General features: G+C 66.3%; 23 protein-coding genes. 10 read left to right on the top strand and 13 right to left on the bottom strand.

What is annotated here, in order from left to right; translation table 11 throughout:
• Positions 1–1,044 carry an alpha/beta hydrolase gene (locus ACZI8W_RS14930; protein WP_463369275.1) on the top strand — a complete coding sequence of 348 codons (1,044 nt, stop codon included), beginning with the start codon at positions 1–3 and terminating at the stop codon, positions 1,042–1,044.
• On the top strand, positions 1,041–2,414 hold the full coding sequence (gene mtr / locus ACZI8W_RS14925; protein ID WP_463369274.1) for a mycothione reductase: 1,374 nt from the start codon (positions 1,041–1,043) through the stop codon (positions 2,412–2,414). The genes ACZI8W_RS14930 and mtr overlap by 4 nt, the downstream gene beginning before the upstream one ends.
• Positions 2,415–2,468: 54 nt before the next feature.
• Here mtr and ACZI8W_RS14920 read toward each other — a convergent pair whose 3' ends face one another.
• From ACZI8W_RS14920 to ACZI8W_RS14910, 3 genes are read right to left on the bottom strand one after another with little or no spacing between them, the layout of a single operon-like run.
• The gene (locus ACZI8W_RS14920) at positions 2,469–3,035 is read right to left on the bottom strand and encodes an alpha/beta fold hydrolase (protein WP_463369273.1); all 567 of its coding nucleotides are present in this window, start codon (positions 3,033–3,035) and stop codon (positions 2,469–2,471) included.
• A gap of 57 nt (positions 3,036–3,092) precedes the next feature.
• Positions 3,093–3,950 carry a type I methionyl aminopeptidase gene (map, locus tag ACZI8W_RS14915; protein WP_463369272.1) on the bottom strand — a complete coding sequence of 286 codons (858 nt, stop codon included), beginning with the start codon at positions 3,948–3,950 and terminating at the stop codon, positions 3,093–3,095.
• A 59-nt stretch (positions 3,951–4,009) separates the two neighbouring features.
• Positions 4,010–4,615 (bottom strand): M15 family metallopeptidase, encoded by a 606-nt coding sequence (locus ACZI8W_RS14910; RefSeq protein WP_463369271.1) that lies wholly within the window; start codon positions 4,613–4,615, stop codon positions 4,010–4,012.
• Between the two features lie 168 nt (positions 4,616–4,783).
• On the opposite strand from ACZI8W_RS14910, the gene ACZI8W_RS14905 reads away from it, so the two are divergent.
• The 3 genes from ACZI8W_RS14905 to ACZI8W_RS14895 all read left to right on the top strand — a co-directional run bounded on the left by ACZI8W_RS14905 (position 4,784) and on the right by ACZI8W_RS14895 (position 8,751).
• Positions 4,784–5,461, top strand: a complete 678-nt coding sequence (locus ACZI8W_RS14905) for a response regulator transcription factor (RefSeq protein WP_463369270.1) — start codon at positions 4,784–4,786, stop codon at positions 5,459–5,461.
• Positions 5,454–6,578, top strand: a complete 1,125-nt coding sequence (locus tag ACZI8W_RS14900) for a sensor histidine kinase (RefSeq protein ID WP_463369269.1) — start codon at positions 5,454–5,456, stop codon at positions 6,576–6,578. The genes ACZI8W_RS14905 and ACZI8W_RS14900 overlap by 8 nt, the downstream gene beginning before the upstream one ends.
• 103 nt (positions 6,579–6,681) lie before the next feature.
• Positions 6,682–8,751: a M13 family metallopeptidase gene (locus ACZI8W_RS14895; protein WP_463369268.1), complete on the top strand. Its 2,070-nt coding sequence runs from the start codon at positions 6,682–6,684 to the stop codon at positions 8,749–8,751.
• A 119-nt stretch (positions 8,752–8,870) separates the two neighbouring features.
• Here the strand turns inward: ACZI8W_RS14895 and ACZI8W_RS14890 are convergent, their stop codons facing one another.
• Entirely contained in the window at positions 8,871–10,487 is a 1,617-nt protein-coding gene (locus ACZI8W_RS14890; protein WP_463369267.1) for an AMP-binding protein, read from the bottom strand.
• 114 nt (positions 10,488–10,601) lie between these two features.
• Between ACZI8W_RS14890 and ACZI8W_RS14885 the strand changes: the two genes are divergently transcribed.
• Positions 10,602–11,459, top strand: a complete 858-nt coding sequence (locus ACZI8W_RS14885) for a helix-turn-helix transcriptional regulator (protein ID WP_463369266.1) — start codon at positions 10,602–10,604, stop codon at positions 11,457–11,459.
• 25 nt (positions 11,460–11,484) lie between these two features.
• Here ACZI8W_RS14885 and ACZI8W_RS14880 read toward each other — a convergent pair whose 3' ends face one another.
• The 5 genes from ACZI8W_RS14880 to dxr form a co-directional block, all read right to left on the bottom strand.
• On the bottom strand, positions 11,485–13,320 hold the full coding sequence (locus ACZI8W_RS14880) for a penicillin-binding transpeptidase domain-containing protein (protein ID WP_463369265.1): 1,836 nt from the start codon (positions 13,318–13,320) through the stop codon (positions 11,485–11,487).
• A gap of 48 nt (positions 13,321–13,368) precedes the next feature.
• A complete protein-coding gene (locus tag ACZI8W_RS14875; RefSeq protein WP_463369264.1) occupies positions 13,369–14,205 on the bottom strand; it encodes a GNAT family N-acetyltransferase in 837 nt (278 codons plus the stop codon).
• A gap of 123 nt (positions 14,206–14,328) precedes the next feature.
• Entirely contained in the window at positions 14,329–15,480 is a 1,152-nt protein-coding gene (gene ispG, locus ACZI8W_RS14870; RefSeq protein ID WP_463369263.1) for a flavodoxin-dependent (E)-4-hydroxy-3-methylbut-2-enyl-diphosphate synthase, read from the bottom strand.
• 45 nt (positions 15,481–15,525) lie between these two features.
• The gene (locus ACZI8W_RS14865; RefSeq protein ID WP_463369262.1) at positions 15,526–16,743 is read right to left on the bottom strand and encodes a M50 family metallopeptidase; all 1,218 of its coding nucleotides are present in this window, start codon (positions 16,741–16,743) and stop codon (positions 15,526–15,528) included.
• 15 nt (positions 16,744–16,758) lie between these two features.
• Positions 16,759–17,919, bottom strand: a complete 1,161-nt coding sequence (gene dxr, locus ACZI8W_RS14860) for a 1-deoxy-D-xylulose-5-phosphate reductoisomerase (protein WP_463369261.1) — start codon at positions 17,917–17,919, stop codon at positions 16,759–16,761.
• A gap of 149 nt (positions 17,920–18,068) precedes the next feature.
• Here dxr and ACZI8W_RS14855 point away from each other — a divergent pair, with 149 nt between their 5' ends.
• Positions 18,069–18,314 carry a DUF2631 domain-containing protein gene (locus ACZI8W_RS14855; RefSeq protein ID WP_463369260.1) on the top strand — a complete coding sequence of 82 codons (246 nt, stop codon included), beginning with the start codon at positions 18,069–18,071 and terminating at the stop codon, positions 18,312–18,314.
• A gap of 114 nt (positions 18,315–18,428) precedes the next feature.
• Here ACZI8W_RS14855 and ACZI8W_RS14850 read toward each other — a convergent pair whose 3' ends face one another.
• From ACZI8W_RS14850 to ACZI8W_RS14840, 3 genes are read right to left on the bottom strand one after another with little or no spacing between them, the layout of a single operon-like run.
• Positions 18,429–19,196, bottom strand: a complete 768-nt coding sequence (locus ACZI8W_RS14850) for an enoyl-CoA hydratase/isomerase family protein (RefSeq protein WP_463369259.1) — start codon at positions 19,194–19,196, stop codon at positions 18,429–18,431.
• Between the two features lie 2 nt (positions 19,197–19,198).
• Positions 19,199–20,467 carry an acetyl-CoA hydrolase/transferase family protein gene (locus ACZI8W_RS14845; RefSeq protein WP_463369258.1) on the bottom strand — a complete coding sequence of 423 codons (1,269 nt, stop codon included), beginning with the start codon at positions 20,465–20,467 and terminating at the stop codon, positions 19,199–19,201.
• A complete protein-coding gene (locus tag ACZI8W_RS14840) occupies positions 20,464–21,642 on the bottom strand; it encodes a CaiB/BaiF CoA transferase family protein (RefSeq protein WP_463369257.1) in 1,179 nt (392 codons plus the stop codon). Before ACZI8W_RS14840 ends, ACZI8W_RS14845 begins: the two co-directional genes overlap by 4 nt.
• 107 nt (positions 21,643–21,749) lie before the next feature.
• Here ACZI8W_RS14840 and ACZI8W_RS14835 point away from each other — a divergent pair, with 107 nt between their 5' ends.
• A complete protein-coding gene (locus ACZI8W_RS14835) occupies positions 21,750–23,261 on the top strand; it encodes a class I adenylate-forming enzyme family protein (RefSeq protein ID WP_463369256.1) in 1,512 nt (503 codons plus the stop codon).
• Positions 23,262–23,325: 64 nt separating this feature from the next.
• Positions 23,326–24,102 (top strand): SDR family NAD(P)-dependent oxidoreductase, encoded by a 777-nt coding sequence (locus ACZI8W_RS14830; protein ID WP_463369255.1) that lies wholly within the window; start codon positions 23,326–23,328, stop codon positions 24,100–24,102.
• A gap of 113 nt (positions 24,103–24,215) precedes the next feature.
• On the opposite strand, the gene ACZI8W_RS14825 is transcribed toward ACZI8W_RS14830, so the two are convergent.
• Entirely contained in the window at positions 24,216–25,790 is a 1,575-nt protein-coding gene (locus ACZI8W_RS14825; protein ID WP_463369254.1) for an ABC transporter substrate-binding protein, read from the bottom strand.
• A gap of 188 nt (positions 25,791–25,978) precedes the next feature.
• On the opposite strand from ACZI8W_RS14825, the gene acuI reads away from it, so the two are divergent.
• Positions 25,979–26,962 carry an acrylyl-CoA reductase (NADPH) gene (acuI, locus tag ACZI8W_RS14820; RefSeq protein WP_463369360.1) on the top strand — a complete coding sequence of 328 codons (984 nt, stop codon included), beginning with the start codon at positions 25,979–25,981 and terminating at the stop codon, positions 26,960–26,962.
• The last annotated feature ends 5 nt before the right edge of the window (positions 26,963–26,967 follow it).

Below are 26,967 nucleotides of genomic sequence, written 5' to 3'. Positions count from 1 at the left end.
GTGACAACTTGGCAGCCCGACATTCTCGGTGACGGATACCAGCAGCTCAGTCTACCTCTGGGGGCCGACCCGGACGGGGAAGGTCAGATCAGCGCGACGCTCGTCCGATATCAGCCGGGCGACGTCGATCTTCCCGATCGTGCCGTTCTCTACGTCCACGGTTTCACCGACTACTTCTTCCAACAGCACCTGGCCGAATACTTCGCCGCACGAGGATACCGCTTCTACGCACTGGACCTGCGCAAATGCGGACGCTCACGTGGATCCGAGCACACCCCCCACTTCGTCACCGACCTGGAATTCTACGATTCCGAACTCGATCGGGCCTTGCGCCTCGTGCGTGACGAGGTGAGCGGCGGTGTCCTGCTCGCCGCCCACTCCACCGGCGGCCTCGTGCTCCCCCTGTGGCTCGACCGGCTCCAGCGGCGTCCGGGCGGCGCCCCCGGAGCCGGAGTGACGGGGCTGATCCTCAACAGCCCGTGGTTCGATCTGCAGGGACCGTCCTATCTGCGCAATATCGGTACGGTTGCGATCGATCTCCTCGGCCGGATCCGGCCCAAGGATGCGGTCCCGGGCCAGAAACTCGACACCTACGGGACGAGCCTGCAACACGGCGGCTGGACCTACGACCTCGACTGGAAACCGCTGACGGGATTCCCGATCAGGTTCGGCTGGATCCGCGCGGTCCGGCACGGACACGCGCAACTGCACCGCGGGCTCGATATCGGGGTGCCGTCGCTCATCCTGCGTTCAGGGAAAAGCGGTTCGGCGCCCGCATACGATCCCTCGATCGACACCGTCGATGCAGTCCTCGATGTCCGGCAGATCGCCCGGTGGGCGGGGTGCCTCGGCAACCGGACGACGATCGTGCCCATCGACGGCGCTCGGCACGATGTGTTCCTTTCCACACCCGAGCCGCTGAGTGAGGCGTTGCGGGAATTGGACCTGTGGCTGGCATGGTTGGACGGTCACAGGACCGGGGACGAGACCGCCGGCGCCCGGGCGGACGACGCCCGACCACGAACCACGGGAGAGTATGCGTGACCCACTACGACCTCGCGATCATCGGCACCGGATCGGGTAACTCACTCATCGACGAGCGCTACGACGACAAGCGCGTCGCGATTCTCGAAGAAGGCACCTTCGGTGGCACCTGCCTCAACGTCGGGTGCATCCCGACCAAGATGTACGTCTATGCCGCCGACGTTGCACACACCATCCGCACAGCCGGCAAGTACGGTGTCGATGCCTCGATCGACGGTGTGCGCTGGAACGACATCGTCGACCGCGTGTTCGGGCGGATCGACCCGATCGCAGCAGGCGGCGAACGCTACCGTCGCGAGGACTGCACCAACGTCACCGTGTACGACGGGCATGCTCGATTCGTCGGTGACCGCACGATCGACACGGGCACCGGTGAGACCATCACCGCAGACCAGGTGGTCGTGGCCGCGGGCTCGCGCGCGACGGTCCCCCAGACCGTGCTCGACAGCGGCGTGCGCTATCACACGAGCGACGACATCATGCGTCTGCCGAAGCTCCCCGAATCACTGGTGATTCTCGGCACCGGATTCATCGCCATGGAGTTCGCGCACGTGTTCTCCGCGCTGGGCACCCGGGTGTCGGTGATCGCACGCAGCGGCGCGCTGCTGCGCCACCTCGACACCGAGGTCTCCGAGCGTTTCACGTCGCTGGCCCGCGAGAAGTGGGACGTGCACCTGGCCAATCCGGCTCGGCAGTTCCGGCCCGTCGGCGACGGTGTCGAGGTCGAACTCGACGACGGTTCCGTCGTCTCCGGCGACGCGCTGCTGGTTGCGACCGGTCGCGACCCCAACGGCGATCTGCTCGACGCTGCGAAGGCGGGGATCGAGGTGGACGACGAAGGCCGCGTCGTCGTCGACGAGTTCCAGCGCACCACCGCACGGGGTGTGTTCGCGCTCGGCGATGTATCGTCGTCGCACCAGCTCAAGCACGTCGCGAACCACGAGGCCCGAATCGTGCAACACAACCTTCTCCATGATGCGTGGGCCGGCGACACATCGGAGCTCCGACGGTCCGATCATCGGTTCGTGCCGGCGGCGGTCTTCACCGATCCACAGATCGCAACCGTCGGGCTCACGGAGGAACAGGCCCGCGCAGCCGGGTATGACATCTCGGTCAAGGTCCAGAACTACGGCGACGTCGCCTACGGCTGGGCGATGGAAGACACCGCGGGCTTCTGCAAGCTGATCGCCGATCGCTCCACCGGCCTGCTACTCGGCGCACACATCATCGGAGCACAAGCCTCCACCGTGATCCAGCCGTTGATCCAGGCGATGAGCTTCGGTCTGACAACACAGGAGATGGCCACCGGGCAGTACTGGATCCATCCGGCGTTGCCCGAGCTCGTCGAGAATGCTCTGCTGGGTCTTTGACCCGACAGGCGAACGGCACCTCCCGAGGTTTCCGCTCCGGGAGGTGCCGTCGGTCTACCAGCTTCCGGTGCGCAGCGCGATCGCCGACGCGAAATCTGCCGGCGCATGCGCCGGGATGTTCTCGACACCATCGAGTTCGACGATGCGGAATTCCCCCGTGACGTAGCGCATCGAGCCATCGGCCTCCGCCCGCCGCGCGGCGCTCCCGATCACGATGGTGGTCGGGACCTCGGCGGCCGGCGCGGAAGCGTCGCGCACGGTGCCGTCGACGTCCGCGACCGCCGGGTGTCCGCGTTCGGCGACGACGAGACTCGCGAACCGTCCGAATCGTCCTGCCGCGACTGCCCACGCGAGTTCGGCACCGGCTCCACTGCCCACGAGGTGCACCCACGGCAGCGTCAGGTCATCGAGTATCGCGAACACGTCGGCCGGACCGAGGCCGTCGACGACGTCGACGACGACCGTGCGTAGATCCGAATTGTGCAGTCGCTCGCACACGACGTCGTACACGCCTGCGGACTCTCCGGCGTCGGGTAGCAGCAGCACAGTATGCCGACTGTCGGGCCCTGAAACGTGCACCCGAACGCTCCCCCCGGGGGCGCTCACCGTCCTGGTTTCCATGCGCGCAAACGCTACACGCCCGAACATTCCGTGCACATTCACGTCGACACCTTCGACTCAGGGTTGCGTGAGGATCTCACTTCCGGTCTCGGTGACGACGAGTGTGTGCTCGAACTGGGCGCTCCACTTGCGATCCTTGGTGATCACGGTCCAGCCGTCATCCCAGATCTCGTAGTCGGGTGTGCCGAGGTTGATCATCGGCTCGATGGTGAACACCATGCCCGGCTCGATGATGGTGTCGATGTCGGGGCGGTCGTAGTGCAGGATCACCAGCCCGTTGTGGAACGTCTCGCCGATGCCGTGGCCGGTGAAATCGCGCACGACACCGTAGCCGAACCGGTTGGCGTACGACTCGATGACTCGGCCGATGACGTTGAGCGCTCGTCCCGGCTTGACGGCCTTGATCGCCCGCATCGTCGCCTCGCGGGTGCGCTCGACGAGCAGCCGTGCGTCCTCGGACACATCGCCGGCGAGGAAGGTGGCGTTGGTGTCGCCGTGGACACCGTGGATGTAGGCGGTCACGTCGATGTTGACGACGTCGCCGTCCTCGATCACGGTGGTGTCCGGAATCCCGTGGCAGATCACCTCGTTGAGCGAGGTGCAGCACGACTTGGTGAAACCTCGGTAGCCGAGCGTCGACGGGTACGCGCCGTGGTCGCACATGTAGTCGTGCGCGATCCGGTCGAGTTCGTCGGTGGTCACGCCGGGTGCGACGGCGGCACCGGCCTCGGCGAGGGCGCGGGCGGCGATGCGGCAGGCATCACGCATCTTCTCGATGGTTTCCGGCGTCTGCACCCACGGTTCGCTGCCCTCGTTCGCGGTCGGCTTCCACACGTACTCGGGTCGCTCGATGAGCATGGGAACGGAGCGGACGGGAGTGGGAGTTCCGGGGACGAGCGCTACGCGAGAAGACATGGTGCAACCCTATGCTCGAGACCGTTCGGAAGGTGACAGTGGCATACCGTCCAGGAGGCTCAGCCGGTCGTCGGGTCGTCGATCTGCATCGGACAGGTCTCTCCGGGAGCCACCACCAACTCGAAGTGCCACATTTCGTTGGCGTAGGTCTGGCACAGCCCGTAGTCGGATCCGTGTTGCGAGAGCCAACTGGAGGCGTCTGTGGGGCCGATGTCCACCGCGTCGCCGGTCACATGGGTCGAACGCTCCGGCGTGTTCACCCACCGGCGAGCCTCTTCCATGCTGCCGTAGGTGCGGACGGCATCGTCGAGCAACGATTGCTGATACGCCGCACTGCGCCAGCCGCTGTTGACCATCAGTTGCACCCCGTCAGCGGCTGCGTCCTCGGCTGCTCGCTGCACGGCATCCCGCAGGCCAGGGTCCAGATTGGCGATGGCCGGATGCCGATCGTCGAACGGTGAGATCGAACTGCCCGGTTCGATGTGGCCGCCTGCGCCGTCGAGGCCGAGCATCTCGGACAGTGACGCCGAGCCGGGAAACAGCGTCCGCAGCACCATCGGTTCGCTGGGGAACGAACCGCACGCGGTCAGAGCCATCGCTGCTGCGGCTCCCGCCGCAAGCGCACCGGCAACCAGTCGGATCGGCCGTTTCGACCAGGTAGACACGGGGGGTCCTCTCGTTCTGCGCCGTCGGGGGTCGGTGGCGCTCGCGTCCCCCACTTCACCGGTCGGCGTGTTTCGGCGGCGTCTGCCGTTTTCGAAACATTTCCGCAACAATCGGCCCGAATAGACTCGGCTGTGCCGTCCCCGCCGCCAGAAGGAGCATGGTCACCGATGCGTGTCTTGATCGTCGAGGACGAACTCTTCCTCGCTGAAGCACTGCGAGACGGGTTGCAGCAGGACGCCATCGCCGCGGACATCGCAGCCGACGGGGACGCTGCACTCGCGCGCATCGCCGTCAACGACTACGACGTGATCGTGCTGGATCGGGATATTCCCGGCACGCACGGCGATGAAGTGTGTGGGATCGTCACCCGCGACCATCCGTCGGTCCGGATCCTCATGCTCACCGCCGCGACGCGGCTCACGGACAAGGTCGGCGGATTCCGTTTGGGTGCCGACGACTACCTCACCAAGCCGTTCGCGCTGGAGGAACTCGTGGTGCGTCTGCATGCGCTGGCCCGCCGACCGCGGGAGGCGGTCTCGCCGGTCCTGGAGTTCGGTGACCTGCGTCTCGACCTGTTCCGACGAGAGGTGTACCGGGGCGGACGATATGTGAAGCTCACCCGCAAGCAGTTCGCGGTCCTCGAGTTGTTGATGCGGGCCGGCGGTGGCGTGGTCAGTGCGGAGACGCTGCTGGAGAAGGCGTGGGACGAGCATGTCGATCCGTTCACCAGTGCGCCCCGTGTGACGATGTCCACGTTGCGCAAGGCGCTGGGGCCGCCGAATCTCATCAGCACCGTGCCGGGCGCCGGATACCGACTGACCGAGTCCTCTTGTCCTGATGACTGAGCGGCGCGGCCGCCCCGCAGCACGGCGCGTCAGCGCGCGTCTGCGGTTGGCGATGAGTTACGCGGTGTTCCTGGTCGCGGCCGGGGCGGTCGTCCTCGCCGGTGTCTACGTGGTCCTGCGTTACGTCCCCGACTATCCGCTGACGGCGGCGAACCCGAGCGACGAAGGGGTCGCTGTCGCGTCACGAGAGGAGATTCTGGCCGTCGTCGTCCGGGTGTCCGGTGCGATCCTGGTCGCGCTGGGTCTCATCGGTGTGAGCGGCGGGTGGGCGCTGGCCGGGTGGGTACTGCATCCGCTGCACCGGATCAACGACGCGGCCCGGGTCGCGGCGACCGGGCGTCTCGACCAGAGGATCGCACTCACCGGGCGCAACGACGAATTCCGCCAGGTGGCAGATTCTTTCGACGACATGCTCGACCGGTTGAGCACAGCGTTCGAGGCGCAGCAGCGGTTTGCGGCGAACGCATCGCACGAACTCCGCACCCCCCTCGCGGTGACCGCCACGCTGCTGGACGTGGCCAAACGTCGTCAGCACACCGACGACGTCGCGAAGCTCATCGAACGACTGGCCATCACCAACACTCGGGCCATCGGCATCTGCGAGGCGCTGCTGAGGTTGGCGGACGCCGAATCCACCCCGGCGCGATCCGAGCCGATCGACCTGGCACTCCTGGCAGCCACCGCTCTCGACGAGTGCGCCCCGGAAGCCGACCACGAACAGATTCGTGTCCACCGACAACTGGATGCCGCAACGACCACCGGGGATCCGACCCTGCTGGCGCAGCTCACGGTCAATCTCGTCCAGAACGCGTGCCGCCACAACGTCGACGGTGGCGACATGATCGTCCGGACCGGTCCCGACGGGCCCCACAGCGTCGTACTGCACATCGAGAACGACGGTCCGCGCTACACCGACGACGAAGCGGCCCGCCTGCACGAGCCCTTTCTGCGTGGCGCCGGGAGGGTCAGCAACCCCTCGCCGGGGGAACGAGGGTACGGCTTGGGCCTGGCGTTGGTCGCTCGCATCGTGGACGTCCACCACGGCACTCTCACCGTGCGGGCCCGGTCTGCCGGCGGACTCCACGTCACCGTTTCCCTGCCGACCGCGTCGGCGTAGGACGCACCGGGCATCGGCTTTCTGCTTACAACTCTGCAACGTCGCGTCCGATGAGATGGCAGCACCTCTACGGAACGAACAGAGAAGGTGAGTGTCTCGACGTATGCTTTCCACACCTTCGCCCCGACGATTCGTCGCGGTACCGGTCTGTGTCCTGATGGCGTTCGGTGTCGTGTCCTGCGCTGCACCCGCGGAACAGGTGCAGATGGCCACGAGTCGGAACGCCGACGAACTCGACACCACCGTGAACCCGTGCGTCGACTTCTATTCCTTCGTCAACAAGAGGTGGCTGGACCACACGGAAATCCCTGCGGGCAAGCGGAGTATCGGCGCGATCGACGGTGTCGACGAACAGGTCACCGGCGATCTGCGGGCGATGCTCCGGGCGGACGGGCGTTTCTCCGAGGTGACCGATCCCGATCTCGACAACTCTCGGGCGTTGTATGCCGAGGCGACCGATCGGCATACCCGGGATGCGCTGGGTGTTACTCCGATCGCTGACGACCTCGCCTCGATCGCCGCGATCGAGTCTCCCACGGATGTGCGTTTCTACCTGTTCCGGGACTCGGCGCGGAATCTGGAGCCGCTGATCATGTTCGATCCGGGCCGGCCGACCGGTGACGAGGTGGCGACACCGAGCGTCACCCTGACACTTCCCTATTTCGGACCACCGCCGAAGACGGACGACGCCGATCCCGCCGAACGCGACGAGGCGGTCCGGCTCTTCCGGACCTACACCGACACGGTCCTGCGATCGGCCGGAGTGGCACCGGACGACATCCCTCGCGAAACCGATCGTTACCTCGAGATGTCGGACGCCCTGAGCGCCGTCGACCAGGTCGACGACAGCTCGTCCACGTACGACGTCGCCCCGGTGCTGACACTGGAGGACGCGACGGCACTCACCCCGGATCTGGAGTGGCAGGACTATTTCGACGCCGTGGGTGTGCCGACCGAGACCGTGAGTTTGACCAACCCCAACGCGCTGCGGGTCTTCGCCGAAGCCGTCGAGAATATGCCGGTCGAGCAGTGGAGGGCGTACCTCACGATCAACCTCATCGCCAAGACATCCCCCTACCTGAGCAGCGAACTGCTTTCGGCCAGAACCACATTCGAGTCCAGCTCGATGGGGGTCACCCCACCCGACCCCGATGCCGATTTCCACGAGGAGGCCCTGTCCGGCGTTCTCCTCGCCGACCCCGCCCGCATGTCCCAGGCCTACGCGCGCTACGTGTTCGGCCCCGACGAGAAGCGTCGCGCATCCGAACTCATCGCACTGGTCAAGGACTCCTTCCGTCAACGGCTTTCGAACGCTCAGTGGCTCGAGTCCGAGACGCGGACGCGAGCGCTGGAGAAGCTCGAGCAGATCTCGATCGAGGTGGGCTACCCGGATCAGTGGCCCACGATGCCGGAATCGACTCCCACGGTGACCGGCGAGTACTACCGGTCCATCATGACGTCCCGGGAGAACAACTTCGCCTACCTGCGGGATCTGGTCGGGAAGACGAAGGCCGAACTCGAATCGACGTCGAGTGGACTGGCGTCGTACGGAACGAACGCCGCATACAACCCGATCACCAACTCGATCCAGGTCACGGCCGCGTTCCTGCAGCCACCCTTCTTCGACGACGAGGACGACACGGTACTGAATCTGGGCAGGGTCGGTTACATCATCGGACACGAGTTGACCCATGCCTTCGACCGGGAGGGCAGCAGATACGACGGCGACGGCAACGAGGCGGAGTGGTGGACCGAGCGTGATGCCGCCGAGTTCACCCGCCTCAACGACAGGCTGATCGCCCAGTACAATGCCTACACGCCGATTCCGGAGAAGCCCGAACTGCACGTCGACGGGGAATCCAGTGTCGGCGAGAACGTGGCGGACCTCGGCGGCATCAACACCGTCGCCGACATCGTCGATCGCCTTCCCGAACGTGACGAGGTGATCGATGGTTACACCTCCCGGCAGTGGCTCTACATCAGCTACGCCCGGGTCCTGCGGAAGAAGATGATCCTTTCGGAGGCGGAGGCGCAGATGCACAACGCGCATCCGCTTCCCTCGGTCCGTGTCAACGGAGTCCTCGTCAACGTGCCCGGCTTCGCCGACGCCTTCGGCTGTGCACCGGGCGACCCGATGGTCAACGGACCGCAGGAACACATCGTCATCTGGTGACCAGGAGGCGCTGAAAGCCTCGGTGTGATGGGCACACCGGTGGAGCAGTGATCCTGGGTCCCGGCCTCAGGAAGCCAGACGTTTCCAGGACCCTGCTCCCGGCAGACGCGTGGTGTGCGTCACCGCTGACGCAGGATGAACCGCTGGACCTTGCCGCTCGGAGTCTTGGGCAAGTGTGGAACGAAGTGAACCGCCCGAGGATAGGCGTGCGCCGCGAACTTCTTCTTCACGAGCTGTTGCAGGTCCGATTCGAGCGCATCATCGCCGTCGACACCGTCGCGGAGCACCACGAACGCTTCGAGAACCTCACCGCGGAGCTCGTCGGGAAGACCGACGACCGCGGCCTCCACCACGTCCGGATGCATCACCAGCACGGATTCGACGTCGAACGGACCGATCCGGTAGCCGGCCATGATGATGACGTCGTCGTCACGCGACGAGAAGAAGAAGAAGCCGTTCTCGTCGACCTTCCCGGCGTCGCCGGTCAGGTACCAGCGACCGTCGTCGGTGAATCGGGTCGCGGTCTTGTCGGGCGCATCGACGTACCCGGTGAACCACACCAGTGGACTGCTCTCCACATCGATCGCCACCCGGCCGAGCTCACCCGGTTCGGCGATGTCGTCGCTGTCGTCGCGCAGGACAGCGCAGCTCCACCCCGGCAGTGGCTTCCCCATCGATCGCTCCGGCACGTCCTCGCGGAGCCCGTCAGCCCACGCGTCGACGACGAACATGCCGTGCTCGGTCTGCCCGTACTGGTCGCGTACGACCACACCGAGCGTGTCGCGCGACCAGGCCAGCACGTCGGGAGTCAGCGGCTCCCCCGCCGACGACGCCCGCCGCAGACGGATCGGGACGTGCGGGGCGGGGTCGGCGCGCAGCGACCGATACACCGTCGGCGCTGCCGCGAAGTTGGTGACACCGAACGTGTCGAGCACCTTCCAGGTGAGCGCCGGGGAGAACCCGGCGTGCAACAGCAGACTCCGGCGTCCCGCCGCCAGCGGTCCGAGCAGCGCGTAGTAGAGCCCATACGCCCAACCCGGATCGGCCGCGTTCCAGAACACGTCGTCCTCGCGGACGTCGAGACCGAATTCGAGGTAGGCGTGGAACGACGCCAATGCCTTGACCGGCACCGGCACACCCTTGGGGGTGCCGGTGGTACCCGATGTGAACAGCTGGACGAGGCCGCCGCCACCGCCCACCGACACCGCGGCTCCACGCGGATCGTCGGCGGGATGGGTTTCGACGAGCTCGGCGAAGCTCACTCCGACACCGTCTCCATCGCCTGCCACGATGACCTGCCACGGCGGGTCGCGCGGGATGTCGTCGCCGGGAGCGAGCTTGCTCACCTGGTCACCATCGGCGACAACCACCTTCGCGCCGCTCGCGCCGAGACGGAACGCGATCGCCGGCGGAGCGAACGCGGTGAACAGCGGGACGTGGACGGCACCGCGGCGCCAGATCCCGAGCAGCGCGACGACGAGGTCTGCGGACTTGCCCATCAGGGTCGCGACATGATCGCCCGGTTCCACACCGAGCTCGGCGAGCGCGGTCGCGAATCGCGCCGACCGCTCGGACAGGTCACCGTACGTCAGGTCGACCGATCCGAGATCGGCGTCGATCACCGTGAAGGCCACCGCGTCGGCCGGGTGGTCGTCGCACAACAGGTGGGCGGCGGTGGCGTCGGCAGTGTCGTAGCGATCCAGAAGTTCCTGCACACGGGTCGCTGGGTCGGCCATCGGTCCGTCCTTTCATAACGCATCGGCATGGGGGTCCGGGCCCCACGGTCCCGGCACGATCTATGATCCCTGTCACAAGCATCTCCCGATACCCCCGGAAAGGGGTGGTCGACCGTGCCCACCGCTCCCGCCTCCGTGCTTCGTCCGCGAGACTGCGACGCCCTGCGGAACGAGCTGCGCCGAACCGCCTCGCACGCGCAGGTTCCCGTCGTCTTCGCCGGTGAGGTGAAGAGCGGGCACTTGCACCTCAGTGAGTTCCTCGGTACCCGGACGAATGCCCTGGCGGGTGTGGTCGTGCCGCCGCGCGCGGGTCTCGGCGGGCGCGCACTCGACGAGGCACGTCCGTTGACCGTCGCCGACTACGGAAGCGCGTCGTCGATCACCCATCACTTCGACCGTCCGGTCCTCGGCGAGGGGCTGCGCTCGATCCTGGCGGTGCCGGTCGTGGTCGGCGGCGCGGCGCGCGCGGTGCTGTACGGCGCAGTCCGCCAGCAAGTCCAATTCGGGGATCGGGCTGTGAGCGCGTTCGTTCACGCCGCGACCCGGCTGGCGAACGAGATCACGGTGCGCGACGAGGTGGATCGGCGGGTTGCGATGCTCGGCTACCTCACCTCCGACACGAAAGAGCCGGTCGCCACCACCGAAGTGCGGGAGATCCACGCGGAATTGCGGACGCTGGCGCAGAACGTCGCGGATGCCGGACTCCAGCACCAGCTCAGGGCCCTGTCCGACCGCCTCGCATCGGCCCTTGTCGGGGAATCACCATCGGATACCGAGGTCACGCTCTCGGCGCGTGAGACAGATGTCCTGTCGTACGTGGCGTTGGGGTGCACCAACGCCGAGATCGCCCGGCGCTTGGCGGTGGGGTCCGAGACCGTCAAGAGCTACCTGCGCAGCACCATGACCAAGCTCGACGTGCATTCTCGCTATGAAGCAGTGGCCGTCGCGAGAAGGCTGGGCCTGCTGCCCTGACCGTGTCGCGGCTGCTCCACGTCGCTCACGCCCCGTCCGATCGGTATTCGGGTGGCAGCGCGGCGAACATGTCGCGCGTGACGCCCACCGCGTTGTCCGAACTCCCACCGCGGACCACAAGTGTCGCGAAGGCGAGATCACCGCGGTAGCCGACGAACCACGAGTGTGAGCCGCCCTCGACTTCGGCTTCACCTGTCTTGCCGTAGACGTCTCCCTGATCACGGATCCGGTCGGCCGTCCCGCTCGTGATGACCAGACGCATCATGCCGCGCAACCCGTCGACCACCTCGGCGGAGACCGGCGCCGCCTCCCCCTCCACCACAGTCTCCCTGCCCTGGATGAGATACGGGACCGGGGTGTGACCGCTCGATACCGTCGCTGCAGCGAGCGCCATCCCGAACGGGCTGACGACCACCTTGCCCTGCCCGAATCCGTCCTCGGTGCGCTCGACGAGATCCTCTGCGGGCGGAACGGATCCCGAGTCCGTCGGCATACCCACCACGTCGTGGTCGACGCCGATCCCGAACTGGGCCGCGGCGACGGTGAGCGCGTCGGATTCCATTTCGGAGGCGAGCTTGGCGAAGGTCGTATTGCACGAGCGCGCGAACGCGGTGGCCATCGGGACGGTGCCGAGCGCGAACTCGTTGTAGTTGGGAACACTGCGCTCACCGATGGTGATCCGGCCGGGGCACGGCACCATCGTCTCCGGGGTCGCGTGTCCGTTCGCAATCGCCGCACCCGCGGTGATGATCTTGAATGTCGAGCCGGGAGGGTACTGCCCCATGAGCGCAACCGGGCCATCCGTGTCGGCCGCCGCGTTCTGCGCAACGGCGAGGACGGCACCTGTCGATGCCTCGATCACGACCATCATCGACTGCTCGGCACGACCGTCCACCGCCGCTTGGGCAGCGACCTGGATCGGTCGGTCGAGGCTGATCGAGAACGACGGCACCGGCTGCGGCGCGGTCTCCGTCAGGACACCGGTTTCGACACCGTACTGATTGACGAGCACCACACTCCAGCCGGCGGTGCCGTCGACCTGGTCGACAATCGTCTTCTTGACCTGTCCGATCAGGTCCGGAGCGAAGGTACGGTCGGTGGCGATCATGTCTGCCTGTTCGCTGACGACGACACCCGGAATCGATGACAATGCATCAGCGACGAGTTCGTAGTCGTCGCCGCGAAGGCGTACGACTGCGCGCGGGCCGTCTGCGGCGGTGACCGACTCGGCGATCGACTGCGCTGTCAGGGACTCGTCGAACTGGGACACCGCGGCCGACAGCGACCGAGCAGCAGCCGGAATATCCAGGCTCTGAGACGCGTCGAACGCAATACCGTAGACGATGCCCGGCACGAGCACGTCGCTTCCGGCGTGCTCGTTGACCCGAGCGCGCGGCGCAGGGTCGCTCCTCAAGAACATCGTCTGACGATCACCGAGCTGCGGATGCACCACGGAGTTGGACCAGCGCACCACCCAGTCCTCGCCGCTTCGACCCATGTGCAGCCGACCCGTGTACTGCCACATCCGATCCTTGGGAAGGTGCCATTCGTAGCTGTAGTCGATGACGGCGGAGTCACCGTCGAGCCGAGCACCCGTCGTGGTCGCCGTGAGCGCCTCCGCCTGGAGCCCGTCCCAGACCTCGACGAGCGAGGCCTCGGCATCGTCCGGCCGATCGGTGCGGGTGGCCGCCGCCGCGAAATCTCTCTCGGCGAAGGCATTCAGGAACAATTGCGCCGCCGGCTCCGGACCGGCTGCGCGCGGCGTACAGGCGGCCACGAGCCCGACAAGCATCAGCAACGCCGTCGCGACAGCGGCGGATCTCCCCGCGACACGGCGCGGCGGAGCGGATCGAGGTCTCATCGCCGTCATCGTAAGCGCTGACGCGCCGAATTCGCCTCAGGCGCCGCATCAATCCAGAAGCACCGTGGAGAATGTCGCAACCTGCCGGAACCCGGCACGCGCGTACGCGGCCCGCGCCTGAACGTTGAAGCTGTTGACGTACAGACTCGGGAGACGACCGCTCGCGGTGACCGCAACGGCGACCGCGGCGGTGCCGGCAGTGCCGAGACCTTGGCCACGCATCTCCGGGTCCACCCAGACACCTTGTATCTGACCCACGGTCGACGACACCGACCCGACCTCTGCTTTGAACACGACACGTCCGTGTTCGAATCGCGCCCATGCCCGTCCGGCAGCGATGAGGCTCGCAACACGGCGCCGATAACTCGTTCCCCCGTCGCCGGAACGGGGATCGATTCCGACCTCCTCGATGAACATGGCGATCGCCGCGGGTAGATACCGGTCGAGTTCTTCTGGCCGGACCCGCCGCACACGTGAATCGGGTTCGATGAGGGGGTGTCGGTCGAGGACGAGCAGCGGTTGCTCCGCGCGGACCTCACGTGGCGGGCCCCACGTCGATTCCAGCAATTCCCACATCGGAAGTGCGTACTCGGCGCGACCCACCACCGAGGAACACAGACGTGGGCCGCGTGCGGCCCGTTCGGCGAAGGCATGGATGTCGTCCGGATCCCCCAAGAGCGGAATCAGGTTCGCACCCGAGAAGCACAATGACCGGTCGGGGCCGCCACGGCTCCACATCTCACCGCCGAAGGAACGGTGGTCGAGCCCGTACTCCTCCACCCGCCCGGCGACCATGCACGATGCCACGGGGTCGCGGGCGAGCACCCGCTGCACCGCGGCCGTATCGCGGCCTCCCAGCGACCGGACACCAAGAAGCTTGAGCACTCGCTCACCACCCGTCGACAAGCCGATACGAAATCAGAGTGCCATGTGTCACGCCGTCGGGGAAATCGTGTCCCACTCGACGGGTCCGAGTGCACTGCAGGTGCCTCACCTGCCCCAGCAGTATCAGGAGATGGACACGGTCGGGGATCCCGCTCCGGCGCCTTCCATTTCCTCCGCGATCCGCATCGCCTCTTCGATGAGCGTTTCGACGATCTGCGCCTCGGGCACGGTCTTGATGACCTTCCCCTTGACGAAGATCTGGCCCTTGCCGTTTCCGGAGGCGACGCCGAGGTCGGCTTCGCGGGCTTCGCCGGGGCCGTTGACGACACAGCCCATCACCGCGACTCGCAACGGCACTTCCATGCCTTCGAGACCCGCGGTGACTTCGTCGGCGAGCTTGTAGACATCGACCTGAGCGCGACCGCACGACGGGCACGAGACGATCTCGAGTTTGCGCGGTCGCAGATTCAGCGACTGCAGGATCTGACTGCCGACCTTGATCTCCTCGGCAGGCGGAGCGGACAACGACACTCGAATCGTGTCGCCGATGCCCTGCGACAGCAACGCACCGAACGCGACGGCCGACTTGATGGTCCCCTGAAATGCTGGGCCCGCCTCGGTGACACCGAGGTGGAGCGGGTAGTCGGACTGGGCCGCGAGCTGCCGGTATGCCTCGACCATCACCACGGGGTCGTTGTGCTTGACGGAGATCTTGATGTCGCCGAAGCCGCACTCTTCGAACAGGGACGCTTCCCACAACGCTGATTCGACGAGTGCCTCCGGGGTGGCCTTGCCGTATTTGGTCATGATGCGCGGATCGAGAGAGCCGGCGTTGACGCCGATACGGATCGGGATGCCCGCAGCTCCTGCCGCCTTGGCGACCTCCTTGACGCGGCCGTCGAACTCCTTGATGTTACCCGGATTGACGCGGACCGCCGCGCAGCCGGCGTCGATCGCCGCGAAGATGTAGCGCGGCTGGAAGTGGATGTCGGCGATGACCGGGATCTGACTCTTCTTCGCGATGGCAGCGAGCGCGTCGGCGTCCTCCTGCCGCGGGCACGCGACACGGACGATGTCGCATCCGGCCGCGGTGAGTTCGGCGATCTGCTGCAGGGTCGCGTTGATGTCGTGGGTTTTGGTGGTGCACATCGACTGCACCGAGATGGGATGGTCGCTTCCGACACCCACGCCACCGACCATGAGCTGCCGGGTCTTACGCCTGGGCGCGAGGACGGCGGGGATCTCGGGCATGCCCAATCCGACGGGGCTGGTCACAGTTCGCCTTCTTTCGTAGCTACTGCGCGATTCTACCGGCGCAGGTCAGAACAGCTGGATGGGGTTGACGATGTCTGCGGTGAGAGTGAGCACCATGAACGCTCCGCCGATCACCACGGCGACATAAGTCAGCGGCAGCAGTTTCATGTAGTCGACCGGCGCACCGATCGGGAGTCCGCGCAGATTCCGGAACCAGTTGCGGATGCGCTCGTAGATCGCGACGGCCATGTGCCCGCCGTCGAGCGGCAGCAGCGGCACCAGGTTGAAGGCACCGAGGAAGAAATTGAGCTGCGCGAGCAACAGCACGAACGACTCCCAGATTCCGCGTTCGGCGAACTGCCCGCCGATGACGCTGGCGCCGACGACGCTCACGGGTGTGTCGATGGACCGTTCACCGCCTGTCACCGCGGTCCACAGGTCGGAGACCTTGCTCGGCAACGACACCAGGGCTTCGGCGGTGCGCACCGCAAGGTAGCCGGTGAACTCGAACGTGGCAGGCACCGCGGACAGCGGTGTGTACTCGAGCACCGTCGGCTCGCCGCCGATGCCGATCGCGCCGACGTCCTTCGAGACGGGTTCTGCGGCGGGATCGGTGCGATCGATCACCCAGCGCTGCACCGGCTGCACCGAGATGGGAACGGTGAGGGTCTCGTCGCCGCGTTCGACGGTGAAGTCTGCAGTGCCTGTCAGCGCCTGCGTCTCGGTGACGAGGTCGCCGAAGGTCTCGACCGGCGTACCGTCGACTGCGACGATCACGTCGCCCACCGCGATGCCGGCCTGCTCCGCGGGACCGGTTCCCGAGCACTCGGCGGGCATGTAGTCCGGCGGACCCGCCTGAGTCGGCGCGGCACAGTCCAGCGCCCCGACCACGGCGCGGTTGTCGGTGTTGGGAAGCCCTCCGGTCACGGCCAGCCCGTAGATGAGCACGATGCCGAGCAGGAAGTTCATGGCGATGCCGCCGGACATCACGACCAGGCGCTTCCACGTCTTCTGCTTGTACATTGCGCGGTCGTGCTCGTCGGGCTCGAGTTCGTCCAGCGCGGTCATTCCCGCGATGTCGCAGAACCCGCCGGCGGGGATCGCTTTGAGGCCGTACTCCGTCTCTCCGCGCCGGAAGGAGAACACGCGGGGCCCGAACCCGATGTAATAGCGCCGAACCTTCATGCCGAGTTTCTGCGCGGTCCACATGTGACCGGCCTCGTGCAAGGCGATGGATACGGCAATGCCGAGGGCGAAGAGCACGACGCCCAGAACGAACAGCATGTGTGGCCGATCCTCCTACTTGACGAGTGTGCGAGCCCGCTCGCGGGCCCAGCTGTCGGCAGCGAGCACGTCGTCAACGGTAGCGGGTTCGGCCGACCACTGATCGGCGGCGCCGAGCACGGATTCCACAGTACCGACGATCCGAGGGAACGAGAGCGCACCGCCGAGGAACGCTTCGGCGGCCACCTCGTTGGCCGCGTTGTACACCGCCGTGAGGCAGCCACCGCCTCGCCCGGCGGCGCGAGCGAGTTCGATCGCGGGAAAGACGTCGTTGTCGACGGGTTCGAAGTGCCACGTCGAGGCTGCCGCGAAGTCGAGTGCCGGCGCCGCGCCACGGACCCGGTGTGGCCATCCGAGGGCAAGCGCGATCGGCAGCTTCATGGACGGTGGCGACGCCTGCGCGAGGGTGGAACCGTCGACGAAGGTGACCATCGAGTGCACGATCGACTGGGGGTGCACGGTGACGTCGATGCGGTCGTAGTCGATCCCGAACAGCAAGTGGGTCTCGATGAGCTCGAGGCCTTTGTTGACGAGCGACGCCGAGTTGAGCGTGTTCATCGGCCCCATCGACCAGGTCGGGTGCGCGCCTGCCTGCTCCGGGGTCACGGAGTCGAGCTGCGCCGCCGACCAGCCGCGGAACGGGCCGCCCGACGCGGTCAGGACGAGCCGCGCCACCTCCTCACCGGTGCCGCCCCGTAGACACTGCGCGAGCGCAGAATGTTCGGAATCGACAGGCACGATCTGCCCGGGTGCCGCCGCCGCGGTCACCAATCCCCCGCCCGCGACCAGCGACTCCTTGTTGGCGAGCGCCAGGCGTGCACCGGTTGCGAGGGCGGCGAGGGTGGGTTCGAGCCCGAGCGAGCCGACCAATGCGTTGAGGACGACGTCCGCTTCGGTCTCCTGCACGAGCCGGGTGACCGCGGCCGGTCCGCTGAGGACGGGACGGTCGAGTCGCGATGCCGCGGCCGGATCAGCGACCGCGACGTCGGTGACCCCGGTGGCATGAATTTGCTCGCGCAGCAGATCGATGTTCCCACCCCCCGCGGCGAGGCCGACGACCTCGAACGTGTGAGGGTTCGCGGCGATCACGTCGAGCGCCTGGGTTCCGATGGAGCCGGTACTGCCGAGAAGCAACACCCGCGTGCGGTCGAAGGTTTCTGTGTCGGGCACGCACATAGTGTTCCTGATGCAGCTGAGAGTTTCGTGAAGCGGTGGTGGACCGGGACGAATCCGACGCGCGGAGCGCGGCCCCCACTTCATACGACGGGCGGTCGTATGTCACGATTAGCGGCAACACCAGCATCTGGCGAGCAGGAGGAACAACGGTGGCCGGTACCGAGTTGCAGTCCACTCACGTCGATACGGCAGAAGTGCCGTCGGCCGAGTGGGGATGGAGCGGTGAAGCTCCGCGGCTGTTCCGCGCCCTGGGTTGGGGCTTCGCGGTATTCCTGCTGCTGATGATGATCGGCAACCACAGCGGCTGGGTCGAGAACCTGTACTTGATCGGCTTCGCAGCCGTGATCGTCTTCATTCTGGTTCGCGACATCTTCAACCGCCGTAAGCCCCGGTAGATCCGGCGGACCCGTCCGATTCGGACACGAACAGTTACACCCGAGGTGCACGACCGTGCACCTCGGGTGTCTTCGTCTCCAGGGTGATTCTTGCGATCGGCGTGGTATTTCGGGTCAGCGGCCTGTCCACTCGGGGACGCGTCGCTCCGCGAACGCCCGCGGCCCCTCCTGTGCGTCGTCGCTGTTGTAGCAGTATTCGGACGCGTGCCGCGCGGCCTGCAGGGCCGCCGATCGGCCCATCTCCGTGGCGAGCATCACCGTCTCCCGTGCCGCTCTCACCGACAACGGCGCACCGGCGAGGACCTCACGAGCGAGTTCGAGCGCGGAATCCAGCAACCCGCGCGGCTCTGTGATCCGGTTGACGAGCCCGATCTCGTACGCGCGCTGCGCGGTGATGGGCTTGCCGGTGAGCAGGATCTCCATCATGACCCGCTGTGGGATCATGTGGATCAGGGGCGACGCCCACGGCGAGCTCCTGCCCACCCTCACCTCGGTTACTGCGAAGGTAGCGGTAGTGCTCGCGACGGCCAGGTCGCAGGACTGGGCGAGGAGCCATCCGCCGGCGAACGCCGCGCCGTTGACCGCGGCGATGGTCGGCTTGGTCAGTTCGACGTTGTCGTACGGCACGGGTATCAGGTCGCGGGGCGGCACCCGCATCCCGGTTTGCACCATTTCTTTGAGGTCGCCGCCAGCGCAGAACGCCTTGTCGCCCGATCCGGTGAGAATTGCGACGCGCAGCGCGGCGTCGGCTTCGAATCGTTCCCACGCGGCATACAGGCCCTCGCGGACATCTTTGGCGAGGCAATTCCGCGTCTCGGGGCGGTTGAGGGTGATGATCGCGATACCGTCCTCGCGGGTATCGAACACTACGGCGTCGCTCATTCTCAGAAACCTCGCTGCTCGATCGTGTGGGCGTCACGCGCCAAATCTTCTCTGAAGTCCGGGTGAGCGACGGCGATCAGTCGCCGGGCCCGCTCGGCAAGCGAGCGACCGCGCAGGTCCGCCGCGCCGAATTCGGTGACGATCACGTCGACATCGCTGCGGGCGGTGGTGACCGGTCCTGACATCGTTGCGGTGATCCGGCTGGTCGTGCCACCTTTCGCAGTGGCGGGCAGCGCCATGATGGCGTGACCTCCCCGAGAGCGGGCGCCGGCCCGCACGAAGTCCACCTGGCCTCCTGTCCCCCCGAGGTAGGTGTCGCCGACCTGTTCCGCGTTGACCTGTCCGGTCAGGTCCACCTCCATCGCCGAGTTGATGGTCACGAGCCGATCCAGCTGCGCGAGCACAGAGGCGTCATGGGTGTAGGAGGTGGGGCACATTCTGATCTGCGGGTTGTCGTGCGCGAAATCGTACAAGCGATTCGTGCCGATGAGCGCTCCGGTGATGGACACTCCCGGGTCGATTCGCTTGCGCGCGTTGGTCACGGCACCCGCTTCGACGAGATCGACGAGGCCGTCTCCGAGCATTCCTGAATGGACGCCGAGGTCCTTTCGGTCCGACAGCAGGCGCAGCAGGGCGTCGGGGACCGCGCCGACTCCCATCTGGATGACGGTGCCGTCGCCGATGTAGTCGGCGGCATGTCGCGCGATGGCCGCGTCGACATCGCTGATCCTGGCCGGCGGCACCTGCACGGGCGGGTGCGAAGTGTGCACGGCATAGTCGATTCTCGATGCGGGCAGCATCAGGCCGTGTGTGAAAGGCACCTGGTCGTTGATTTCTGCGACCACGACACGCGCCCTGCCCACCGCGGCGCGCACGTAGTCGCTGATGAGTCCGTAACTGTGGTTCCCGTCGGCATCGGCTGCGCTCACCTGGACGAAGGCTACATCGCATCCGAGGATCCCGGCCTCGATCATCGGCCCGACCTGGCTGACGTGGCACGGAATGACATCGAGGCAGTGCGCTTTCGTCATCGACCGCAGGGAGCCGATCGCGCCCATGCTCGACAGCCTGAAGCTGTCTGCCGTCTCCGGGGCGAAGATCCCGGAGAAACTGGTCGCGACGAACGCCGTGAGGGCGCCGATGCCGTGGCCCTGGGCGATCAGGGCTTCGATGAGGGTGGTGGGTTCGCCGCAGGCCTGCCCGATGACGATGCGGTCGCCGGGGCGCAGGAACTCCCGGACATCGATGTCCGGCGCGGTAAGGACGTTCATTCGCCACGCTCGGCAGTCTCGCAGTGTGCCGCCGCGTGGACACTCAGGCCATCGATGATCTCGTCGGTGTGTGCTCCCAGCCTGGGTGCGGGCCCCGAGATACGTCCGGGCGTGTGTGAGAACCACGCGGGGATCCCGGGGAATCGCACGGTGCCGTACGGTGATTCGACCTCGTCGAAGAAGCCGACTTCCTCGAGGTGCGGGTTCTCGAACAGCTCGTCGAGCGTTCGGACGGGTGCCGCCGGGATGTCATGGGAGCGAAGGAGATCCAACCATTCCTGGGTTGTGCGTTCGAGGAACGTGTCGCCGAGTAGCCGGTAGACCTCGTCGATGCGTGCGGCTCGCTGAGCGAGCGTTGCGAAATGTTCTCCGGCCCAGGGTGGTTTCACAGCATCGACGAACGAGGCCCACTGCTTGTCGTTGTAGACAAGCGCTGCGATCCGACCGTCCTTGGTGCGGTACGGCTTCCGGTTGGGCGCCACCACGCGGGGATACACCGCCGGCCCCAGCGGTGGCGTGAACATCGCCCCATTACCGTGTTCGACGAGCATGAAGGCCGCCATGGTCTCGAACATGGCGACCTCGACCTCTTGGCCCTCCCCTGTCCGTTCACGGTGGAACAGCGCCATCATGGTGGCGTACAGGGCGGTCAGTCCGGCGACCTTGTCGGCGATGATGGTGCCGACGTAGCCGGATTCGCCCGTCAACTGCTCCTGCACGGAGGGCAGTCCGCATTCGGCCTGGATGGTGTCGTCGTAGGCGGTGAGGTTCGAATCGGGCCCGCCGCGGCCGTATCCGTAGCAATTCGTGTACACGATCGACGGGTTCAGCGCCGCCACCTCGCGGTACCCGAAACCGAGATGGGCGATCGCGGTAGCGCGCATCGAGTGGATGAACACGTCGGCGTCGGCGATGAGTTCGCGCAGGGCTGCTACGCCCTCGTCGGATCGAAGGTCGAGGACGACGCTGCGTTTACCCCGGTTGACATTGACGAACACGCCACCCATGCCCGGTTCCGGGCCAACCGAGATATACCGGGTGTTGTCACCGGCGGGCGGCTCGACCTTGACGACGTCGGCTCCCATGTCGGCCATGATCTGCGTGCAGTAGGGACCCATCACCATCGCCGTGAGATCGACGACACGCACTCCGGACAGGGGACCTGGATGTTTCATCGGCAGAACCTCGCAGCGTCGGGTCGGCTGGTCCCGGATAGGTATCCGTCCGGGTGGGCGCCAAACTATCAGATGAATCTTTACAAGGATAGTGGTATGACTGGTGGGTGGACGAATACAACGCCATCCCGGGAACGATCGACAGAGTCCTCGATGCCGCGCTCGCCGAGCGCCCGGATGCGCCCGCCGTCGAAGCCGCCTCGGGCATCTGGTCGTACTCGGATCTCGACGACCAGGCCCGCCGCGCCGCCGGCGCCCTGTGGTCGCTCGGGGTGCGCCCCGGAGATCGGGTCGCGGCATGCCTCCCCAACGATCTGGACATCGTCGCGGCCTTCCACGGCACCCAACGAATCGGAGCCGTGTGGGCCGGCATCGGCGAGGCCCTCCCCGCCGCCGAACAGCAGTACCTCCACGACCTGTGCACACCGGCGGTGGTCCTCGCTGGCGACCAGTGCAAGCTCAGTACGCCCGACCGAGTAGATCCACAGGGGTGGGCCGAACTGCTCGTCCGCGGGGACGATGCGCCCGCGCTCGAGCACGACATCGATGCAGCCGCTGGAATCGCCTTCACGAGTGGCACGTCCGGAAAGCCCAAGGCAGTGGTCCACAGCCAGCGCAATCTCCTGCTTCCGGGTGCGGTCCTCGTCGCCACCCGGGGATACGGCCCGGATCTGCGTAAGGGCGACAGCTTCCCGTTCACGATCCTCAACCTCATGGTGCTGTCCACTCTGCTCACGGCACAGGCCGGCGGGTGCGCCGTCGTCATGAACCGGCGGGATCTCGAGGGCGTCGCCGAATGGATCACCACACGTAAGGTGACCGTGTGGAACGGAGCCCCCGCCCAGATCTACGACCTCGCCGCGCGCCCCGATCTCGACCTCGGTTCCCTGCAGGAGGTCTGGAGCGGCGGCAGCGACACCCCCGATGCATTGCGCCGCGCATTCATCGAGGCACACCGCCTCGATCCCCGCGTCACCTACGGCCTGACCGAGGCACCGACCGTCGTGTCGATCGATCCGGTGGGCGACCAGTGGCAGTCCCGGTCCAGCGGCATAGTCCTCCCCCACCTCGACGTCGCATCCTACGATGACGCAGGCAACCGCCTCCCACCTGGCGCGCTGGGCGAGTTGAGGCTGACCGGGGCGAGCGCCGGCCCGTGGGCCCATCTGTGGACGCCGATGCTCGGATATCTGGAAAACGGTGTCATCCGGCCACCCGAGCCAGGTCCCATTCCCACGGGCGATATCGGAGCTGTCGACGAGCACGGCAGGCTGTCCGTGCTCGACCGCAAGAAGCTCGTCATCATCCGGGGCGGCGCCAACGTGTACCCGCTCGAGGTCGAGCGGGTCATCGGCACCCACCCGGATGTCACCAAGGTCGCGGTATATCCGATCCCCGACGACCGGCTCGGGCAACGGGTCGCCGCGGTGATCGAAAGCCCGGTCGAGCAACCCGACTTCGATGCCCTCGCCGAGCTCTGCCGGCGTGAGCTCTCGCCGTTCAAGGTGCCGGAGGTCTGGACGAGGGTCGATGCGCTTCCGATCAACGCGATGGGCAAGATCCAGCGTGCCGGGCTCCCCGAACTCGTCGAGGCGCATCGTCGTTCCGCCGCGATCTGAGGATCGGCTCTCACCAGTGCCTTCTGCAAGAATTCGTCAGGCATCCGAAACGAAGGAGACCTCCGTGGCGTTCAACCGCGATGCCGCCGCACGCATGTTCGGCCTCGAAGGGCGAGTTGCCATCGTGACCGGTGCGTCATCCGGTCTCGGCGCGGCGGTAGCCGAAGCTCTTGCATCCCTCGGCGCCCGGGTTGCCGTGGTGGCCCGGCGAAAGGATCGGCTCGAGGAGCTCGCCGAGCGGATCGGGGGCGTCGCACTCGCGTGCGACCTGTCGGATCTCGATCAGGTCGGCAGCGTCGTCCCGGCCGTGGCCGAACTGCTCGGCCCACCGGAGATCCTCGTCAACGGCGCGGGCAGCATGTTCACCGAGGAGCGAGCCGAGGACGAGCCGCTCGACGCGATCCGGCGCACCATGGACCTCAATCTGCTCGCGCCGTTCCGCCTCGCCCAGGACGTGTTCCCACACATGCGCACCGTCGGTCGAGGCGCGATCATCAACATCTCGTCGATCAGTGGTCGCGTGGGTGTCCCCGGAATCCCCCAAGCATCCTATGCAGCCAGCAAACTCGGACTGTCCGGCCTGACCGCCGAGTTGGCCGTGCAGTGGGCGCGGCATTCGATCCGCGTCAACACGGTGGCGCCGGGGTTCTTCCGCAGCGAGATCACGGGCCCCCTCTACGAGAGTGAACGCGCGGCCGAGTATCTGCGCCGCAACACCCCGCTCCCGAAAGAGGGCACGCCCGACGACATCGTCGGTGCCGTCGTATGGCTGGCCGGCGACTCGGGAAGCTATGTCACGGGCCAGACCATCGTGGTCGATGGCGGCTGGACGGCGCGATAGCGCCTCCGATCCGGACGTTCCCGCGCGCCTGTCTGCTTCCCGCTCCCGCAGCAACACGCGCGGATGGCTGGGGTGATCGCGGGAATCACCTCAGCCGTCGCTACGGCCGTGAGCTATTCGGTGACCCAGATTTCCTCGGGCAGCGGCGACCCGAGCGCGTACATCTCGACTCCGTGCACGTGGTCGGCCCACACCACCCCCGGAACCGCGCGGTAATACCACACACCCGGGGTCAATTCGGTCAAGCGTTCCTGGGCAGTGGCATAGGCGGAGGTGCGTGCCTCGGAGTCTTCCGAGATCCGGCCGGCATCGAGCGCCGCGTCGAGTTCCGGATCGGACACACCCACCACGTTCCCGGACGAGTCACTGTGGAATGCGAGCCACAGCGGGGTGTCCGGGTCCTGGATGATCGCCGACGAAATCGTCATGTCGAAGTCGTGATCTACCGTCCGCGCCGCAGCCTGCGCATAGTCAGCGACGTCAACCTGCACTTCTACGTTGTCGAACGCGCTGAGCTGCGCCTGGACCGCCTCACCGAGGGTTCGGCTCTCGGTCGTCGGGTACGCCAAGAACGTGAACGACACCGGATCCCCCTCTGCGGCGAGCTCGTCGAACAGTTCCTGTGCTGCTTCGGGGTCGGTCTCTTTCAGCGGAATGTCCGCGAAGAACTGCGAGCCTTCCGCAAAGAGCGTCTCGGGGACCTCGCCCATGCCGTTGTAGACCACTGTGTTGATCGCATCGAGATCCAGGGCGAGCGACACTGCGCGCCGCGCACGCTCGTCGTCGAACGGGGTGCGCCGGAAGTTCATCCCCATCAACTGTCCCCCACCGGTCTCCACGACCTCGGTGTTCAGGCCCGCGTCCTCGAGCTTGTTCATGCTTTCCCAGTTGGTCTCCGACGCAAGATCGGCTGCGCCGGTGGTCATAGCGTTCACACGCTGGTTGGTATCGCTCACCGAGCGAATGGTGAGGCTGTCCAGGTATGGTTTCGGCGCATCCCAGAAGTCCGGGTTCTTGGTGAGGCGCACCGCATCCTGGCGTGACCACGATTCCAGCATGAACGGTCCTGCACCGATGGGGTTCTCGTCGAATGCGGCCTGACCCTGCTCGAGGGCTGCGGGGGATGCGATCCAGTTCAACGAACTCCCGACGACGGCCTGCGCGTAGTGGGGGTTCTCGGACCGCATGGTGACGATGAGTGTGGACGGATCCTCGACGCGTGTCTCTTCGATCTGCGCAGCCCATCGTCCCGAGGTCGATCCCAGCGTCGGGTCGGCCAAGCGATCCCAGTTGTATTTCACGGCGGCAGCGTCGAGTGGTGTGCCGTCGGTGAAGGCGAGGTCGGGCTGAAGCCTCAGGGTGAATGTCTTGCCGCCGTCTTCACTCGAGAATTCGGTGGCCATCCTGTAGTCGATCTCGAGGCTTTCGACATCATTGACCATCAACGTGCCGTACAGCGCGTTTCCGAGCGTGGGCTGGAAGGCCCAGTAATTGGTCAGCGCCGCGGGATCGAGCGACCGTGGTTCACCGGTCTGGAGTACCTCGAGCGCACCTCCCGCGACCGGGTCTCCCGATTCGATCTGCTCGCTCGAGCCATCGGTACCCGAGCCGCCGCACGCGCTCAGGAGAAGAGCTGCGGCAAACGCAGCCGCAGCTGCAGACAGTACACGTCTGTGTCGAAACATCATGGCCTCTCAGAAGAATGGCGTCGCACCGGATAATCGAGACATATGGTCGTGACGTCGATCACAGGAAGTATCACCATTCACGGCTCGATATTCAAGTATTGCCATCCTTGTAAGGATTGAAGTAGCGTGCGAACCGAGCGCAACCTCCGTACGTGCCCGTGTGGGCTGAGGAAGGACTTCGGTTTCTGATGTTTGCGGCAGTGGTAATCGAGAAGGGCGAAACCGGCCAGACGGTGACGCGCACGAGCATCGACGAATCGACCCTCCCCGAGGGGGACGTCACCGTCGACGTGGAGTATTCCACTCTAAATTACAAGGATGCGCTGGCCATCACCGGTAAATCTCCTGTGGTGCGCAGATTTCCGATGGTTCCGGGTATCGACGTGGCAGGCATCGTCTCCGACAGCTCACACCCGGAGTGGAAGACCGGCGACCGCGTGGTCCTCAACGGCTGGGGTGTCGGCGAGACCCACTGGGGCGGATTCGCCCAGAAGGCACGCCTGAAGGGCGACTGGCTGATTCCCTTGCCCGACGCGTTCAGTGCGCGCCAGGCGATGGCGATCGGCACGGCGGGGTACACGGCGAGCCTGTGTGTGGATGCCCTGGTGAACTTCGGCGTCGCGCCCGATCAGGGCGAAATCCTGGTCACCGGTGCGACGGGTGGTGTCGGGAGCGTGGCGATCGCTTTGTTGACGAAGGCCGGGTTCACGGTGGCCGCAGCGACCGGCAAGACCGCCGAGGCCGACTACCTGCAGCAACTCGGTGCCGCCACCGTCATCGACCGCGCCGAGCTCTCCTCGGCCGGGAAGCCCATGCAGAAGGAGCGGTGGGCGGGGGTGGTCGATACCGCAGGCAGCCACACCCTCGCCAACGCGTGCGCGCAGACCCGCTACGGCGGTGCGGTTGCTGCGTGCGGCTTGGCGCAGGGCATGGATTTCCCGGCCTCGGTGGCACCCTTCATCCTTCGCGGCATCTCACTGCTCGGAATCGACAGCGTGATGGCGCCACGAGAGCGGCGCCTCACCGCGTGGGACCGCCTGTCCCGCGACCTCGACCCGAGCACACTCGAGACGATTACCCAGGAAGTGCCGCTGGACGAAGCGATCACCGCGGCGAGCCAGCTCATGGACGGCACGGTGCGCGGCCGCATCGTCGTCGACGTCAATCGATAACAGGA

The organism is Rhodococcus ruitaii (assembly GCF_055230935.1).
Note: the sequence above shows the minus strand (reverse complement) of the source record. Positions and strands in the feature narration are given on the sequence as shown.